General features: G+C 62.2%; 11 protein-coding genes. 3 read left to right on the top strand and 8 right to left on the bottom strand.

The genetic code is table 11. The annotated features are described in order from the left end of the window. Nucleotides 1–57 precede the first annotated feature (57 nt). From B5X78_RS11880 to B5X78_RS11870, 3 genes are read left to right on the top strand one after another with little or no spacing between them, the layout of a single operon-like run. Complete coding sequence (locus B5X78_RS11880; RefSeq protein WP_079724752.1) at nt 58–1,416, top strand: phosphohexomutase domain-containing protein; 1,359 nt, start codon at nt 58–60, stop codon at nt 1,414–1,416. A 15-nt stretch (nt 1,417–1,431) separates the two neighbouring features. Further along, the gene (locus tag B5X78_RS11875; RefSeq protein WP_079724751.1) at nt 1,432–2,835 is read left to right on the top strand and encodes a mannose-1-phosphate guanylyltransferase/mannose-6-phosphate isomerase; all 1,404 of its coding nucleotides are present in this window, start codon (nt 1,432–1,434) and stop codon (nt 2,833–2,835) included. Nucleotides 2,836–2,855: 20 nt separating this feature from the next. Further along, nucleotides 2,856–3,815 (top strand): glycosyltransferase family 2 protein, encoded by a 960-nt coding sequence (locus B5X78_RS11870; protein ID WP_079724750.1) that lies wholly within the window; start codon nt 2,856–2,858, stop codon nt 3,813–3,815. Between the two features lie 41 nt (nt 3,816–3,856). Here B5X78_RS11870 and B5X78_RS11865 read toward each other — a convergent pair whose 3' ends face one another. The 8 genes from B5X78_RS11865 to B5X78_RS11830 all read right to left on the bottom strand — a co-directional run bounded on the left by B5X78_RS11865 (nt 3,857) and on the right by B5X78_RS11830 (nt 16,721). Beyond that, the gene (locus B5X78_RS11865) at nt 3,857–6,265 is read right to left on the bottom strand and encodes a hypothetical protein (protein ID WP_079724749.1); all 2,409 of its coding nucleotides are present in this window, start codon (nt 6,263–6,265) and stop codon (nt 3,857–3,859) included. A gap of 107 nt (nt 6,266–6,372) precedes the next feature. After that, complete coding sequence (locus B5X78_RS11860) at nt 6,373–7,275, bottom strand: GDP-mannose 4,6-dehydratase (protein ID WP_079724748.1); 903 nt, start codon at nt 7,273–7,275, stop codon at nt 6,373–6,375. Further along, entirely contained in the window at nt 7,275–8,309 is a 1,035-nt protein-coding gene (gene gmd / locus B5X78_RS11855; RefSeq protein WP_079724747.1) for a GDP-mannose 4,6-dehydratase, read from the bottom strand. The genes B5X78_RS11860 and gmd overlap by 1 nt, the downstream gene beginning before the upstream one ends. A gap of 1 nt (nt 8,310) precedes the next feature. After that, entirely contained in the window at nt 8,311–11,901 is a 3,591-nt protein-coding gene (locus tag B5X78_RS11850) for a glycosyltransferase (protein ID WP_079724746.1), read from the bottom strand. Next, complete coding sequence (locus B5X78_RS11845) at nt 11,898–13,304, bottom strand: FkbM family methyltransferase (protein ID WP_079724745.1); 1,407 nt, start codon at nt 13,302–13,304, stop codon at nt 11,898–11,900. The genes B5X78_RS11850 and B5X78_RS11845 overlap by 4 nt, the downstream gene beginning before the upstream one ends. After that, nucleotides 13,301–14,554 (bottom strand): ABC transporter ATP-binding protein, encoded by a 1,254-nt coding sequence (locus B5X78_RS11840; protein ID WP_079724744.1) that lies wholly within the window; start codon nt 14,552–14,554, stop codon nt 13,301–13,303. The genes B5X78_RS11845 and B5X78_RS11840 overlap by 4 nt, the downstream gene beginning before the upstream one ends. Continuing rightward, complete coding sequence (locus B5X78_RS11835; protein WP_079724743.1) at nt 14,551–15,345, bottom strand: ABC transporter permease; 795 nt, start codon at nt 15,343–15,345, stop codon at nt 14,551–14,553. Before B5X78_RS11835 ends, B5X78_RS11840 begins: the two co-directional genes overlap by 4 nt. After that, on the bottom strand, nt 15,342–16,721 hold the full coding sequence (locus tag B5X78_RS11830; RefSeq protein WP_079724742.1) for a glycosyltransferase: 1,380 nt from the start codon (nt 16,719–16,721) through the stop codon (nt 15,342–15,344). The genes B5X78_RS11835 and B5X78_RS11830 overlap by 4 nt, the downstream gene beginning before the upstream one ends. Nucleotides 16,722–16,727: the final 6 nt, after the last annotated feature.

Here is a 16,727-nt window from a genome sequence, read left to right as displayed (position 1 = left end):
TTCCGACTCCCGGACCCCGTCGCTATACTGCGGGGTTCCTGGAAATGGAATGATTTGATGCTGCTGCCCTGTTTCAAGGCTTACGACATACGCGGCCGCGTGCCGGACGAACTGGACGCCGGCCTGGCCAGGCGCATCGGCGCCGGCACCGCCGCCCTGCTCGGCCCCGGTCCGGTCGTCCTGGGCCGCGACATCCGCCTCAGCAGCGAAGAACTGCAGCGGGCCCTGGCCGAGGGGTTCAACCTGGCCGGGCGCGAGGTCATCGACATCGGCCTGTGCGGCACGGAAGAAGTCTATTTCCAGACCTTCCACCGCCAGGCGGCCGGCGGCGTGATGGTGACCGCCAGCCACAACCCCATGGACTACAACGGCATGAAGCTGGTGCGCGAGCAATCGCGCCCGATCAGCGGCGACAGCGGCCTGTTCCAGGTGCGCGATTTCGCCGCCGCCGACACGCCACTGCCAGCCGGGCACGGCGGGATCGGCGTCGATGCCGACAAGTCGGCCTACATCCAGCACCTGCTGGGCTACGTCGAACGCGCCGCCCTGAAGCCGCTGAAGATCGTCACCAATCCGGGCAATGGTGGCGCCGGACTGGTGATCGACGCACTGGCCCCGCATCTGCCGTTCGAATTCATCCGCATCCAGCACGAACCCGACGGGCGCTTCCCGCACGGCATTCCCAATCCGCTGCTGCCGGACAACCGCGCCGCCACCGCCGATGCGGTGCGCGAGCACGGCGCGGATTTCGGCATTGCGTGGGACGGCGATTTTGATCGCTGCTTTTTCTTTGACGCCGAAGGCCAGTTCATCGAAGGCTATTACCTGGTGGGTCTGCTCGCCAGCGCGTTGCTCAGGCGTCATCCCGGCGGCAAGGTGATCCACGACCCGCGCCTGGTCTGGAACACCGTGGAGATGGTCGAGCAAGCCGGTGGCGTGCCGATCATGTCGAAGACGGGGCATGCCTTCATCAAGGAGCGCATGCGCGCCGAGGATGCGATCTACGGCGGTGAAATGAGCGCGCACCATTACTTCCGCGACTTTGCCTACTGCGACTCGGGGATGATTCCGTGGCTGTTGATTGCCGAGCTGGTGTCGCGCTCGGGTCTGCCGCTGGGCGAGCTGGTGCGCGAGCGCATCGCGGCATTTCCCTGCAGCGGCGAAATCAATTTCCGGGTCGAGGATGCCAAGGCCGCGCAGGCGCGGGTGATGGATCATTTCGGTTCGCGCAATCCCGTGCTGGACGACACCGATGGGCTCAGCGCAGACTTCGGCGACTGGCGTTTCAACCTGCGCAGCTCCAACACCGAACCGCTGCTGCGCCTGAACGTCGAGACCCGAGCGGATGCGGCGCTGTTGGCCACCCGCACCCAGGAACTGTCTGCCCTGCTGGGTGGACAAGCAACCCATTCATGATCCAGGACTGATCGCATGCTCCCCATCATCCCCGTCATCCTTTCCGGTGGTTCTGGCACGCGCCTGTGGCCCTTGTCGCGCGAAGCCTACCCCAAGCAGTTCCTGCCGCTGGTGGGCAGCGACACCATGCTGCAGGCCACCTGGAAGCGCGTGGCTCCGATTGCCGATCAGGCGCCGATCATCGTCGCCAACCAGGAACACCGCTTCATGGCGGCCGAGCAGTTGCGTGAGTGCAACGCCGAGCCGGACGCCGTGATCCTGGAACCCATCGGCCGCAATACGGCGCCGGCGATTGCCGTGGCCGCCCTGCACGCGCTGACCCGGCACGAAGACGCCCTGCTGCTGGTGCTGCCTTCCGATCATGTGGTGCGCGATGACCGCGCGTTCCATGCGGCCGTCAAGATCGCTGCCCAGGCAGCGGCGCAAGGCAAGCTGGTCACCTTCGGCATCGTTCCCGACGCGCCGGAAACAGGCTACGGTTACATCAAGGCGCAAGGCCAGGGCGAAGTCCGTGCAGTCGAGCGCTTTGTTGAAAAGCCGGACCTGGCCACCGCCACCCAGTATGTGGCCTCGGGCGAATACTTCTGGAACAGCGGCATGTTCCTGTTCCAGGCATCGCGATACCTCGCCGAACTGCGCAAGTTCCAGCCCGCCATCATCAGCGCCAGCGAAGCCGCCCTGTCCAAGGCCGCGCGGGATCAGGACTTCATCCGTCTGGATGCCGAGTCGTTCGCGCAAAGCCCCAATGACTCGATTGACTACGCGGTGATGGAGAAGACCGCCGACGCCGCCGTCGTGCCGCTGGATGCGGGCTGGAGCGATGTCGGCTCATGGTCCGCGCTGTGGGCGGTGTCCGACAAGGACGCGGCCGGCAACGCCCACCATGGCGACGTGATGGAAATCGACTGCCGCAACACCTATGCCTACGGCTCGCGCCTGATCGCCCTGGTGGGCCTGGAAGACGTGGTCGTGGTGGAAACCGATGACGCCCTGCTGGTGGGCCATCGCGATCGCGTGCAGGACGTCAAGGCCATCGTCGGCCGGATCAAGCGCGAAGGCCGCAGCGAAGCCGCTGCGCATCGCAAGGTCTATCGTCCCTGGGGTGCTTACGATTCCATCGACAATGGCGCGCGCTTCCAGGTCAAGCGCATCACCGTCAAGCCGGGCGGCACCTTGAGTTTGCAGATGCACCATCACCGCGCCGAGCACTGGATCGTGGTCAGCGGCACCGCCGAGGTGACCCGCGGCGAAGAAGTGATCCTGCTGACCGAGAACCAGAGCACCTACATTCCGCTGGGCGTGACCCATCGTCTGCGCAACCCCGGCAAGCTGCCGCTGGAACTGATTGAAGTGCAGTCCGGCGGCTACCTGGGCGAAGACGACATCGTCCGCTTCGAAGACACCTACGGACGCACCTGAGGCACAAGGAACGCCAACGCATGAAGCTGATCATCCAGATCCCCTGCCTCAATGAATCCGCGACGCTGGCCGTGGCCATTGGCGCATTGCCGCGAACGGTGGAGGGCTTCGACCAGGTCGAGTGGCTGATCATCGATGATGGTTCGACCGACAACACCGGCGAGCTGGCATGCCAGCTTGGCGTGCACCATGTGATCCGCCACCAGATGAACCGTGGCCTGGCCACGGCCTTCATGACCGGCCTGGATGCCTGCCTGCGGCTGGGCGCGGATGTCATCGTCAACACCGATGCGGACAACCAGTACGAAGCCGACGACATTCCGCTGCTGACCTCACCCATCCTCGCCGGCCAGGCCGACATGGTGATTGGCGCGCGCCCAATCGACGAGACCGAGCACTTCTCCTGGGTCAAGAAGAAGCTGCAGCGCCTGGGCAGCTGGGCAGTGCGTGTGGCCAGCCAGACAGACGTGGCCGATGCACCCAGCGGTTTCCGCGCAATCTCGCGGGAAACGGCGATGCGTTTGAACGTGTTCAATTCCTACACGTACACACTGGAAACGATCATCCAGGCCGGCCGCAGCAACCTGCGCGTGCTGTCGGTGCCGATCCGCACCAACCCGGATCTGCGTCCTTCCCGCCTGGTCAAGAGCATCCGCAGCTATGTGCAGCGTTCGCTGATCACCATCCTGCGTGTGTTTGCGATCTACCGGCCATTCCTGCTGTTCTTCTGGCCGGCCGTGGTGCTGGGCGGGGCCGGCCTGATTGCCGGCCTGCGCTATGTCTATTTCGTCGCCATCGGCCAGGGCGGCGGCCACGTGCAGTCGGTGATCTTCGCCGCCCTGTGCCTGATCCTGAGTGCGTTGATGGTGATGATGGGCTTCCTGGCCGAACTCATTTCCACCAACCGCAAGTTGATGGAGCGCATCGACGTGCGCTTGCAGCGCGTTGAGCACCGGCGCCTGGAGCAGGACAAGCCCTGATCACGCACATCGGGCGCCCGTGACGGGCGCCCGACCTTGTTTCATCGGTGAAGGACCACGTAGCCGTCGATGCTGGCATCCGAGCCCGGCTGCACCAGAAGGCGAATTTCGAGATCGTCCACTGGCTGCTTCAATTCGACGTCGGCCTTGGCGAGGATGCCTGCCTTGCCATCCTTCGCCGTCTCGAACGTGCTGCGGTAAATGACCTCGCGCCCCTTGTTGGCGACCAGGTCCAACGTAAACGGCTTGCTGCCGGTACCCCGCACTTCCACCGTGTAGCGCCCGGCCCCCAGTGGCACGTAAGGTCCGAACATCAGCACGCCGGCACGGCCATCGGCCACGATCCGGGCGCCTTCGCGCGTGCCGACCAGCGTGCCAATCTTGCGCGAATCCGCGTTGAGCGCCAATGCCGTGTCACCGGCCACTGCAGGAGGCAGGCTGGTACGTTTGTAGACCATCAAGCGACTGTCGCTACGCACGCAGAGTTCCGTCGGCGGCATCGAGCCGTGGCAATAGAACTTTTCGAGGAAGTCGACGGAGTCCACTTCGGTGAAGCCCGGAGGCGCGACCAGGCTGCGGGTCACGAAGTACACGTCATTGTAGGTCGAGGCCAGACGATGCCCGTAACCACCCGCTTGCAAGTCCGGTGGCGTTACGGTGACCACGTTGATTCCGTAGGTGTAGACCAGCGCGGTCTTGACTTCGTGCGCGAGCGGCTCCGTCATGCCTTTGTCGACGAACACCAGGTCTCGCGGATCCCAATGCTGGGACAGGCGGGTAAGCGACTGCTGCACGCCCTGATGCTCGTTCTTGCCGATCTGCTGGACGCTCAACACCAAGCTCCACGCCCCGCAAATCACCAGACAGGACGCAAGGAAACGCCTGAGGTTGCCAGTCGGCGCCTGCTGCCAGCTGACCACGACGAACAACAGCATGTAGGGCACGAACTCACTGGCCAGATAACGTGCGTAGTACGGTTGATAGGGCAGGACCCACTGCAGCACGGCGATGTAGCAGTAGACCGCCGTGACGAAAACCAGAAGGATTGCCATGGCGGGGTCGAGCCGACGCCTCACGCTGGCGACATAGAACCCGAACAGGAGGAAGGGAGATACGTACAAGGTGGTCGCGATCAGACTTACTGACCGTAGCGCATAGTACCCACTGTGAGAGAGGCCAAACATCTTGCCGTACCACTGGTGCTCGGCGTAGGCGTCGGTGTAACCGAGTCGATAGGCGCGCCAGAGCGAAATGGCAGTGGCCGCCACCAGTATCACCGGCAACAGGAACTGCAACGGCTGCAGTGTCTTGAGCAGATTCGCTTGTCGCCTCTGCTCGTTGGCCGCGTACCAGAAGGCGACCCAGGCCAAGCCCAGCCCGACCACCAGCGCCAGTACGTAAAACTTCCAGCGCGGGCCAAGCGCGGGACCGAATGAGGAGTTGTAGATGTCGACGGAATAGATACGTGACCATTCCAGTCCGTAGGCAATGCTCGCGACGTACAGGGCAATGGTCAGACCGGCCCATCCCAGCAGGGGACGCCGCTTGAGGGAACGGTGGTCCATCATCAGCGCCAGGAAAAGCACGCCAAGGATCAGTGGCAAATACATGAATCCGCTGATGCGAGTCATGAACAACCCAGCCATCCCCAGCGCGGAGATGTAAAGGTAACGCCGCTGCGCGTGATCTTCGGGTGCCTTCCAGTACGCCAGCAGAAACGACAGCGATATCAGCGAGAAGGCGAGCGTCGGGATTTCAGTGACGGGAAACTTCGAGAAAAAGGCATGCAGCGGGTTCACTGCGAGCAGCAACCCCGCCACAAGCCCGGCCTTGGCGCTCCCGGTCAGCTGGTGCGCAACCCGCTGGAAGAAGACCACGGAGACCAGTGCAAGGAAGCACAGACCATAGCCAATCTTGTCGACACCCAGGATGTCGCCGAACAAGGCCAACCATACGGGGAACAAGTGGTAGAACTGGAATTCCAGGCTTCCTTCCACGCCGTAGATCCCAGGCAAGTAGTGCTTGGGCGCGGAATAGTTGCCCAGCAGATAGGCCGAGCGGGCTTCTGCACTGGTGGACGACTGGAGGATGGCATCGGACGGAACCAGGCCACCTGTGTGCATCAGATAGGCGGCCATGTTCGTGTAGATGCCTTCATCCTGTCCGCCGAGCTGATACACATAAGGTGTCAGCCGGAACAGCAGTGCGACCAGCACGATGACGAGCACATGCCAGGCCGGCGGCTCAATCAGCGGTTTCGCGGCAGTGGCGGGAAACCGGTGGCCATACGCGAACGTGGCCAGAATGCTGAGCAGCCAGATCGGCCACGCGTGGAAGACACCCAAGCGCATCGCCAGCAGGCCAAGTATGGACGCGGACAGTATCCCCACGGCCAGCAACTCCAGGCATCGCCAGACATCCAGCCGCTTACCGGACTCGTCAATCATCATCTAGTTCCCCCTCTCGTTTGCAAATGCCCATTGCCTCCAGGGCACCGGACTGGCGCGGTCATGCTTCAGCCGCAAGTGTCGCTACGCTCCCCAACCATTCGGTCGGTTTACCCCTGCCCCGCATCGAGCATCCATGCCAGGGTGTCCCGCAGTTCGATCTCGTTCCATGTGCCCAGCACGCTACGCAGGCGGCTGTTGTCGCCGCGCAGGGTCTTCACTTCGTTGGGCCTGACGAACGCCGGATTGATGCGTATCTCCATCGAATGGCCCGTGAGCGATTCGCACATCGCAATCACCTCTTGGAGCGAGTGGCTTTTCCCGGAGCTGAAATTGAATGTACCGCCCACCGCGTCGGACGATTCGGCCAGGCGCCGGTACAGCTGCACGAACGTGCGGACGTCGCTGAAGTCGCGTGATACATCGATGTTTCCCAACTCGATGTATGCCGCCCGTTTCCGGAAGTGACTGACGATCTTCGGCAACAGGAAATTTTCGTCCTGACCCACGCCGGTATAGTTGAACGGCCTGACCACGGTGATCGGCAACCGGTCGCTCCAGAGCCAGGCCATGTATTCCATTGCCAGCTTGCTGACTGCGTAATCGTTGCTCGGGGCTGGCGGCGTCTCCTCCGCCAGGACACTGGCGGACGAGTTTCCGTAGATGTTGGCGCTACTGGCGACTAACACCTTGACGGGCCGGTGGGCTGATGCGTGGATTGCATCGAGCAGGTGGCGGGTCCCCACGACATTGACCTGATAAAAGTCGTCCGGATTGCCGTGGGCAACGAACGCAAGCGCCGCCAGGTGGAACACCAGATCCGGTCGCACCTGGTCGATGGCAGCCCTCAGGGCCGCGGGGTCGTCCAGGTCGACACGGAAGTAACCGGCCTCGTCTGACCCGCTGTTTCCCAGGCCGAATACGTCGTACCCATGCTCTTGAAGTTCCCTGGACAGATAACGTCCGGTGAATCCTCGAACTCCGGTAATCAGCGCGCGCTGGGGCCTGCTCATCAGAAAGACGCGCCGCGCTCGTTCCGCCCCAGGTCGGCTTTCACCATCATGTCGCAAAGCGCTTCCAGGGTGGTGTTTGCTTGCCAGCCCAATTTGCGGAGGGCCTTGTCCGGGTTGCCGATCAGCAGATCGACCTCAGCGGGGCGATGGAACAGCGGATTGATGCGCATCACCGTCCTGCCGCTCGACGTGTCGATCGCCACTTCGTCCAGATCCTTGCCACGGAACTCGACCGTGATGCCCGCTGCCTTGAACGCCATGGAGACGAAATCGCGAACGGTCTCCGTGCGATTGGTCGCCAACACGAAGGTATCCGGCTCGTCGTGTTGAAGCATGCGCCACATGCCTTCCACGTACTCCTTCGCGAATCCCCAGTCGCGCTTGGCATCCAGATTGCCCAGCTCAAGGCATTCGAGCTGGCCCAACGCGATCTTCGCGACCGAGTCGGTGATCTTGCGCGTCACGAACTCGCGTCCGCGCAAGGGACTTTCATGGTTGAACAGGATGCCGCTCGAGCCAAAGATGCCGTAGCTCTCCCGGTAGTTCACCGTCATCCAGTGTGCATACAATTTCGCGACGCCATAGGGGCTTCTCGGATAGAACGGCGTCTCCTCCACCTGGGGAATGGCCTGGACCTTGCCGAACATCTCCGATGTCGAAGCCTGGTAGAAGCGAATGCCCCGGTTGGTCAACCGGATGGCTTCAAGCAGGTTCAGTGCGCCTACGCCGGTAATCTGGGCGGTGGTCGACGGCTGGTCGAAACTGACGCCGACAAAGCTCTGCGCCGCCAAATTGTAGACCTCGTCCGGCTCCGCCTTCTGCAGCAAGGCAATGCTCGTGCCCAAATCGGTCAAGTCGTACTCGACCAGGTGCAAGTTCGGGTGACCCAGCGCTCCCACTTCCTGCAGGCGCCAGAAATTGACCGAACTCGTACGACGATAGGTACCGTAAACCGCGTAGCCCTTGTCCAAAAGCAACTGGGCCAGATAGGCGCCGTCCTGCCCCGTGATTCCGGTGATGATGGCTTTCTTCACTTCAAGATCCTTGCAATAAATGGGGGGCAGACTCAACAGGTGACAAATAGTACCCGCGGAAGGCCAATGAAGCGCCGGAATCGACCCAGATTCGCAGCTCCAGATCGTGGCTTGGCGCCTCCAGCACGATCGACGCCTCGGCAATCGGGCCCTGTCCTTCACTGAGCGGGCCCTCTTTCAAGACGGTCTTGCCCGAATCCGTGGCCACTTCGAATCTGGTCTGCGCGCTTGTTTCGCTGACAGGCGGGTCGAGGGCACCCCAGATGGCCAGGGTGTATCGCCCCGCGGGAACGCGGGCGTAGGGTCCATAGACGAGATAGCCGTCGTTGCCTGTAGCAACCAGGCAGCCATCACGCAGGACCCCAACCCGGGTATTCAGGGCCGCATCCGTGGCCACCCAGGCATGCGGAGTGGCGACGACTGCCTTGGCGATCTGCCAGCCCTCTGCCTCGCCGTCGCGAACCAGCGCACGCAAGCCAGCCACGTTCCTGATCGCACTGTCGATCGGATGGAAAATCGGCAACGAACCGGCCGCGGCGGTGCCCATGAGCAGTTGGTGATCACACAGCCAGCGAGCATCGGCTTCGGTATCGACCACGATTGCATGGCCTTCGGCCGAGTAGCGCAGCCAAGCTTCACTGACCCGGGCCAGACCCAGCGTGGCAACGTCGCGGGCCAGGCTGGGCCAGTACCAGACAACTCGAGACTGCTGCATCGCGGCGTCGCGAAGCAGTCGAGCAAGACCTGCCTGCTGTTCGGTATCAGCGAAGGCCGAGCGGGGCGACAACAGGAACATGTCGTCTTGCCGCAAGTCGATGCCAGTGGCTGGCAAGGCGATTGCCTCCAGTCCCAGGAAGCTCGCTGTCCGGCCCACCGGGTTGATGTAACCGCCTGACCCCAATCCCAGCATCTCGATGCGCGACTCGCCCGGGGCCAGCAAAGCCGCCTTCCAGGCGCCCTCGTCCTCCCGATCCATGCCGTCGAACAACCGCTCGTCGACGTACAAGTGGCTTTGCGTCGCCCTTTTCGGAAAGTTGGCCTGCACAGCCGCCACGGCGAGATCGAAATCTCCGCTGCCAGGTTGATGCTGTGAGGCGAGCAGGCCCAGCCGATCAACGGTAGCCAGGCGCAAGGCGCCAGGGTGCTCCCGATGGAAGGCTTCGATTGCATCGCGATAGTGGAGCGCCGTGATGCGCGGATGGCATTCCTCGACCAGATAATGCCGGCCGGCAACACTGATCGCCTGCAGACGGGCGGGATCGTCCATCAACCCGTTCAACGTGGTCGTCAGCGTGGCATCGTCGAAGTCGTCGGCCAACTTGATGACGGCAACGTCGGGAATTTGCGAGAACGCACCATTGTCATTGATCACCAGGGGCACTTCATGGGCCAGGCAATCCAGTGCTGCACCGGAGGTCTCGCCGCGTGACTGACCCCGCAGTTGCACGGCGGCATCCGCCGCCTGCAGATACAGCGCGTAGTCCTCGTCAGCGGCAAACCCGGTGAAGCTGACCCTGCCCGCGCTGCCTGCGACCAACTCGGCCATCTCGCGTCCGTAGTCATCGCCCGGGTTCTGCCCGACGAATACCAGCCTCGCCTTGCGCTGGTGATGGAGATCCGATGCCAGGAAGCTGCGGGCGAGCCGCAGGCTATGCTTGGTCGCGTCGATGAAGCCGAACGAACATACCAGCCACTCATCCGGGCGCAGGCCCAGTTTCGCCTTTGCCGCAGCCTTGTCGAATTTCGGCGCCACGGATCTCTGGTGCTTCACGACGCGAATGTTCGCCATCATGTCGTCGCCGTACCAGGAAGTCGCAAGCGCGGCACTGAACTGCGAATGCAGTATGACGCCGATGGCACCGTCGATGACGCGACGATTGGCAGGGAACGCCGTAATCGCGGCTCGATCGTGGCCACGGCCCACGCGCCGTGCCAGTGCTGGCCAACCGTGCGCATAGTGCAGGTATTGGTCCCAAATGTAAGGCTCGGGGTTGTGCAACTGGGTGTGTTCCAGAATGTTGCTGAGCCAGAAATCGTGCAGTACGACCGTGCCCGGCAGCTCCTCCAGCAACCGGAACATGTACGTATGGTGGTCGGAGTTTCCAAACTGGTAGACGATACGGTCGAACGCACTGGCGTTTTCGCGCAACCACTCCGGTGTCTTCACCTGGAAGTTGGCCTCGAGGTACGGCTCATTGATCTCCCCGCTGCTACAGATCAAGGTGATCTCGTAATGCTCTTCCAGGTAGGGCAGCAGTTCGGCGGAGTAACTGGCGATACCGGACTTGCCGGGTGGCAGCGGCGAGACGAATGCCAGCGTCGGCCGGTCGGGACTGGTCTCGGCGACCGGCACCAGGGTATTGCGCGGTCCGCGGCGATCATGCGATTCCTCCATGGCATCCAAGGCCAGCGTCGCCGAAGCATCCCAGCTGAACTTTTGTGCCTGCAGTCGGCCGTGTTCCTTCAGCGCCGCGCGAAACGCCTCATCCTCGAGAGCTCGCCGGATCTTGGCTGAGATGTCGGAGATCGAATAGGGGTCGAACAAGGCCTCCGGGAAACCAACGACTTCCGGCAGGCTGGACGTTCCCGCGGCAATGACCGGGGCTCCGCATTGCATTGCCTCGAGCACCGGAAGGCCGAATCCTTCGCACCAGGAAGGGAACACGAACAGCTCGCACAGGTTGTAGAAGTGGAGCAGATCCTGATCGCTGACAAATCCGGTCATCACCAGGCGGTCGGGAGCCAGGCCATGCGAAGCAGCCAGGCGCTGGAGTTCCTCTTTCTGGGCGAGTTGCACGCTGCAGACAATCACCAACTGGAACTGCGCGACGAGTTCGCGCGGCAAACTGGCATAGGCCTGGATCAGCCGTTCGATGTTCTTTCGATGGTCGATACCGCCCGTGTACATGACGAATCGCCCCAGGCCGAAACGCGCGAGCAATGACGCCCGGGTGCCTGGATCGATGTCCACTTCCTGGAAGCGGGCGTCTGCCGCGCCGGCGATGTTGACGACGCGATGCGGGTCGATGCCAAGACGTTCGATGGCTTCCGCACGCGAGAAATCGGAGATCGCCAGCAGCAGGTCCGCATCGCGAAGCTGCTGGATCTTGCGCAGGTACGAGGCCCGCATCGTGGGATCTCGCAGGTAGATGTCCTGGAAGCTGTACGGGATCAAATCGTACAAGGTGACGGCATGCAGGCTGCCGGTTGGCACATCCCCCCAGGACGTCGACGCGTCCCCGGCCGGATTCTCGAACAGGCTGGTGCAGTGGACCATGTCCAGACCCATCGCCGCCAGGCTCGATTGCCGCAGCAGCTTGGACGCCTCGTGCCGCCAGGCATCCTGGGCGTGCCATTCCGTGGAGTGAGGCAGGGTCTGGTAAATCCTGACCTGCGGATCACCTGGCTCTATCCCGAAATCGTCCATGACGAGATTCAGGCTGCGCTTGAACCGCCCATTGAGCAGAATCGAGAACTCATGGCCACGCCTCTGACGCAACATGGCCAGGGCCAGCGACAGCGAATAACGCCCGATACCTCGATCGCGGCTGTCCTGGGTCTGGCGCGATTGCATGTCCAGGCCGATTTTCATCGCATTTGCTCCGGTCCCGAGGCACGCCTCATCCTGCTCAGGAGCTGGGCGCGCTCCGGACCCATCGGTGCCCCTGACTCACTCAGCAGTATCGAGGCGACACCACCGGCGTGGACCACCGTCGGTGCACTTACGATGCGCGCAACCAGGGCACGCTTGAGGCGACTGTCAGCAGGGATCAGCGTGCGTGCGAGCGCGCGCAACCAGCCGATATTTGCGGCTCCTTTCAGTGCCTCACGCAGGTACTGCGAAGCGTCCGCACGCTTGCCGCGCAACAACGACACCGTGAAGCGAAGCGGCGCCGTGATTGTCCATGACGTGCTGGCGCGGATTTCCCGGATCTGCATCTCGACCAGGCGCGTTTCGGCCTTGTGCATGGCCTCGCGCTGGCGGCTGACTGCAAGCTCATGCGCCAGGTCTTCGCGAACGGCAGCAAACTCCGACAACTCCCTTCTTGCCACCACCAACTCGTCACTCGTGCGTTGCAGGGTTGCCGCTGCCGCGTCGCGTTCCTGGACGATGCCTCGATACTCCGAAAGCGTGGCAATCAGCCGGCTCTGCAACGCCTCGCGCTCCGACTGGTAGCGCTGCGCAAGTTCTTCCAGAAGATGCTCATGCTGCTCGCGCCTTCTGCGCCCATCCTCGATCGCTGCCAGTGCCTCCGCATGGGCTTGGCGGGCTTGCTGCGCCAGCGACGAGGTAAACATCGAGGTAGCGGTTCCACTCAATGCGAATCTGTCGAACAGGTTCGGGGAAAGGGAAAACGCATCGGCCAGATGCAGGTGCTTTTCTGACACATAGAAACGGTTCAAGGCGTCGAAATAGACGAACCGGTATCCCTTCGCAAGCAAGCCACTTTCCCACTCGGCATGCGACGGCGCGTGTTGCTCCGGGTCCACTCCCTCGACGATCACGATCCAGGGCCGAACCTCGGACTTGCTCCATCCATCCAGTACCTGTTTTTCGGCTCCCTCCACATCGACCTTCAGCCAATGGACCTCATCCACGGGTACCTGGGCGAAAACGTCATCCAAGGTGACGACGGAAACCCAATCCTCCTTCACCTCGAAGCCAGACGCTAGATGCTGCTGTGCGACTTCCTCGACCAGGGTACTGAGACCCGTCTGTGGAAAATCGAAGAACTTCAGCATGCCCGGTTCATCCGACAGCGCTGCATGCAGATTGATGTCGCGGGACCGCTGCTCGCGCAGCTGGTTGATGAACTCGATCGAAGGCTCTACGTTGATGCCGCGCCAGCCAAGTTGGTAGAACGCCAAACTGACTGAATCAATGACGGGGCTGTTGGCCCCCACATCGATGTAGAAACCCTCCGTTACGTCGCGCAATGCGCGCCGCAACATGACGTCTTCGAAATTCTGCGCGTATGAGACAAACGTACTCATGCCTGCTCCGCAGTCGGCCGGCTCCGGCTGATGGAAAATTCAGCGTCGATCCAGTTCGTCCCGATGAAGACGGACTGGTCAAGATTGAGTACGTCGAATACAAGCATGTTGTCCGTCCATTCGTAATTGTTCTCCAGGTGCGTATCGGAGCTCACCAGCGCCGGTGATACCGAATAGGAGCCGGGTCCGAAGGTGCATCGGAACGGCAGCACGAAACTCACCCTGTCGCCTGCGCGCAGGTCAGTCAACACCTGCCTGGTATGCCAGGTATTCGTTCCCCAGACCACATGGCCCTGCCGGTCCCGAATCATGTAACCAAGCACGAGTCGTTCGATGTCGCTGTGCACCGCCGCCTCCAGCACAAGCTCGACATCATGGCCGACTCGTAGCATCTCGATACTGTTTCCAGTGGTGGGATCCCGGAACCCCAGGTGGTCCACCATGACCTCGAAGGAACCACTTCGCGTGGTGACCCAGCCGTGTTTGGCACGCTTCTGCTCGATGCTCTGCTGGCTGCTTTCTTTTTCCGCGATCGCGGCGTTGTAGTAGTCGACCACCTCTTCCGGCGTGCCTTCACGGACGACGCGCCCTCGATCCAGGAGGATCGCGCGATCACATAGCGACTTGACGTCGCCCATGGAATGAGAGACGAGCATGATCGAAGTACCCTCCTCGCGGAACCGGCGCATACGATCGAAGCTCTTGTGCTGGAAGTAGCTGTCACCCACCGACAGCGCCTCGTCGACGATCAACAGGTCGGGCTTGAATGCGGTGGCGACCGCGAACGCAACGCGCACCTGCATGCCGCTCGAGTAGGTACGCACCGGCTGATCAAAGTAGTCGCCGATTTCCGCAAAGGCTTCGATTTCCGGCAGGACTGCTTCGATTTCGGACTGGCCGTATCCCATCAGGCCCGCCGAATGAATGGCGTTCTGGCGACCGGTCAGGTCGGGGTTGAAGCCCATCCCTAGCTCCAGGATCGCCGCCACCCTGCCAGTGCGCACGATGCTGCCTTCGCTCGGTTGGGCGGTACCCGTGATCAACTTGAGAAGCGTGCTCTTGCCGGCGCCATTCTGACCGATGACGCCGACGGCTTCGCCGGGGCCGATGGAGAATGAAACATCCCGCAATACCCAGTGTTCTTCCGCCGGCCGGGTCTTGAACCCAAGCCAGGAAGCCACGCGCAGCCATTCACTGGACCAGGTACGGTAAACCTTGCCTACATTCTGGACGAGCAGCCGGCCACTCATAGCGAGTCCACCATTTCAGGGCTTGCGCGACGAAAGACGATCAACGCCGCGACCGAGAGAATGCAGGAGACGACGGCGATCGCTGCCAGGGACTCCCATAACGGTTCGCGTCCGAACACCATGATGTTCTGGTAACTCGTCACCAGCGGATACAACGGGTTGTATTTGAACCAGTGTTGCAGTGTCGGCGGCAAGATGCTGATGTTGTAGACGATCGGGGTCAGCCAGAACAACGCTTGCAGGATGACTGGCACGATCTGCCCGATATCGCGCATGAACACGTTCATCGTGCCCAACAACAAGCCGACGCTCATCGCCATCAGCATCGTGACCAGGATCAATGCCGGCAACCAGATCAGGTGATGGTCCGGAAAATGACCCAGGGCGGCAAACACCATGAGGATCGCGACGAACAGCAGGACGTTGTTGACCAGCGCGGTACCTGCTGCGATCAGCGGCAGGCATACCCTGGGGAATGCCATCTTCTTCATCAGATTGCCGTTGTCGATGAACAAGGTCAGGCACTTGGATATGGTTTCGGAAAACAGCGCCCAGCACAGGGTGCCCGCCATCAGGTACAGCGCGTAGGCATACTTGTTGTCGATGCCCGGCAACTTGGCCGACAGGACCTCTGACAGGATCAGGGCGAAGATCAACACCTGCATCAGTGGGTGGATCACGATCCACAGGGCACCCAGCTTGCTGCGTACAAAGCGCAGGTGCAGCTCGTTCTTGATCGACGAGAGGATGAAGAGCCGATACGTGTAGATGGCTCGAAGTAAATCTCTCACGGGTGACTCGCTTGTTGTTCGTGGATGGCCGAATGCGGCGTGGACAGAGACTGTGCCTGGCGCGCGATCCAGTCATGGATCTGCGATGCTGCACGCGGGGCGGAGAGGGTTTCGAGCACCGAGATGCGAGCGCGTTCGCCCAGTTCGCGGGCCTGCGATGGATCGTCGGCCAAGCGCGCCATCGCGGCGGCGGCGGCGTGGATGTCGGGTTCGGCCCAGCGAGCGCCCGCGGCATCCGGATAGGCACCTGCAGGCACGGGTACAAGTTGGCAGTTGATCAGCAGGCTGTTGTGGTCGTCCATGAAATCCAGGTTGCCCGACCAGGCCGTGGCAATCACGGGTTTGCCCAGTGCCATCGCTTCGGCCATGCCCAGGCCGAATCCTTCGGCGCGGTGCAGGGACAAGTAGACATCGCAACACGCCTGCAACGCATGGAGGTGGCTGCGGTGAAGGTGCTGGTCACGCACACGGATGCGGGCGTCGTCGCCGATGGCGGCCAACAGCCCGGCCAACTGGTCAGGAGCGGCGGCGGCATTGCTGGTCTTGATCAGCAGTCGCACGTCATTGCGTGCCGGGGGAAACGCCGCGCGAAATGCCGCGATGGCGGCATGCGGATTCTTGCGCTCGATGGCGGAGTGGAAGTCGAACATGCACAGGAAGACGAATACCCCCTCTTCCAGGTCAAAGTCACTGCGCGTCATCGGCAGGAGCGGGGGTTGCGTCACCGGCAGTGGCACGCGCAGGACCGGCTTTTCGGTACGGGCGCGGAACGCCTGTTCGACGAATTTCGATGCCACCAGAATGCCGTCGACCGCGTCGATGGCGCGCTGCCAGTGCGCGGGCACGGTTTCCAGTTCCCAGAACCAGCACGCATACAGTCGATGATCCGGATCACGACGCAACGCCAGGTGATCCACCACTTGCGCCAGGTAATCCGGATTGACGAACACCAGCGTATCCGCGTGCGGCGTCTGATCGGTGATCCATGGTTCCAGACTGCGATCATCCCAGCCATGCGGCAATGCCAACTCGACACTGCGCATCGCGACGTCATGGCCGCTGGCAATCAGCGCGCCCGCATACAGCCGGGCTGCTTCGGCCAGGCCGAACTCGCCGCGCAGGTAGCCGACAACGTTGATGCCGATCGACTTGTCAATCCGGGCCGGGCGTACGGCTGCGTCGGTCACACCCGGCGGCGCCGGCCACGAGTGGCTGTTGGCAAAGCGCAGGCGCTCAACCGCTGCTGCGTGCAGGCGCGTGGCTGCCTGCCTGCGCCAAGTGGCGGGCAAGATTCGCGCAAGCGTGCGCATCCATGGCTGGCGCCTGATCCAGGCGGACAGGCTGACGAGCACCTGATCCAGGCGTTGGCGGGGCATGGCGTG

This window comes from Pseudoxanthomonas indica (assembly GCF_900167565.1).
GTDB lineage: Bacteria > Pseudomonadota > Gammaproteobacteria > Xanthomonadales > Xanthomonadaceae > Pseudoxanthomonas_A > Pseudoxanthomonas_A indica.
The sequence above is the reverse complement of the archived record's forward strand: the minus strand, read 5'-3'. Positions and strand labels throughout refer to the sequence as shown.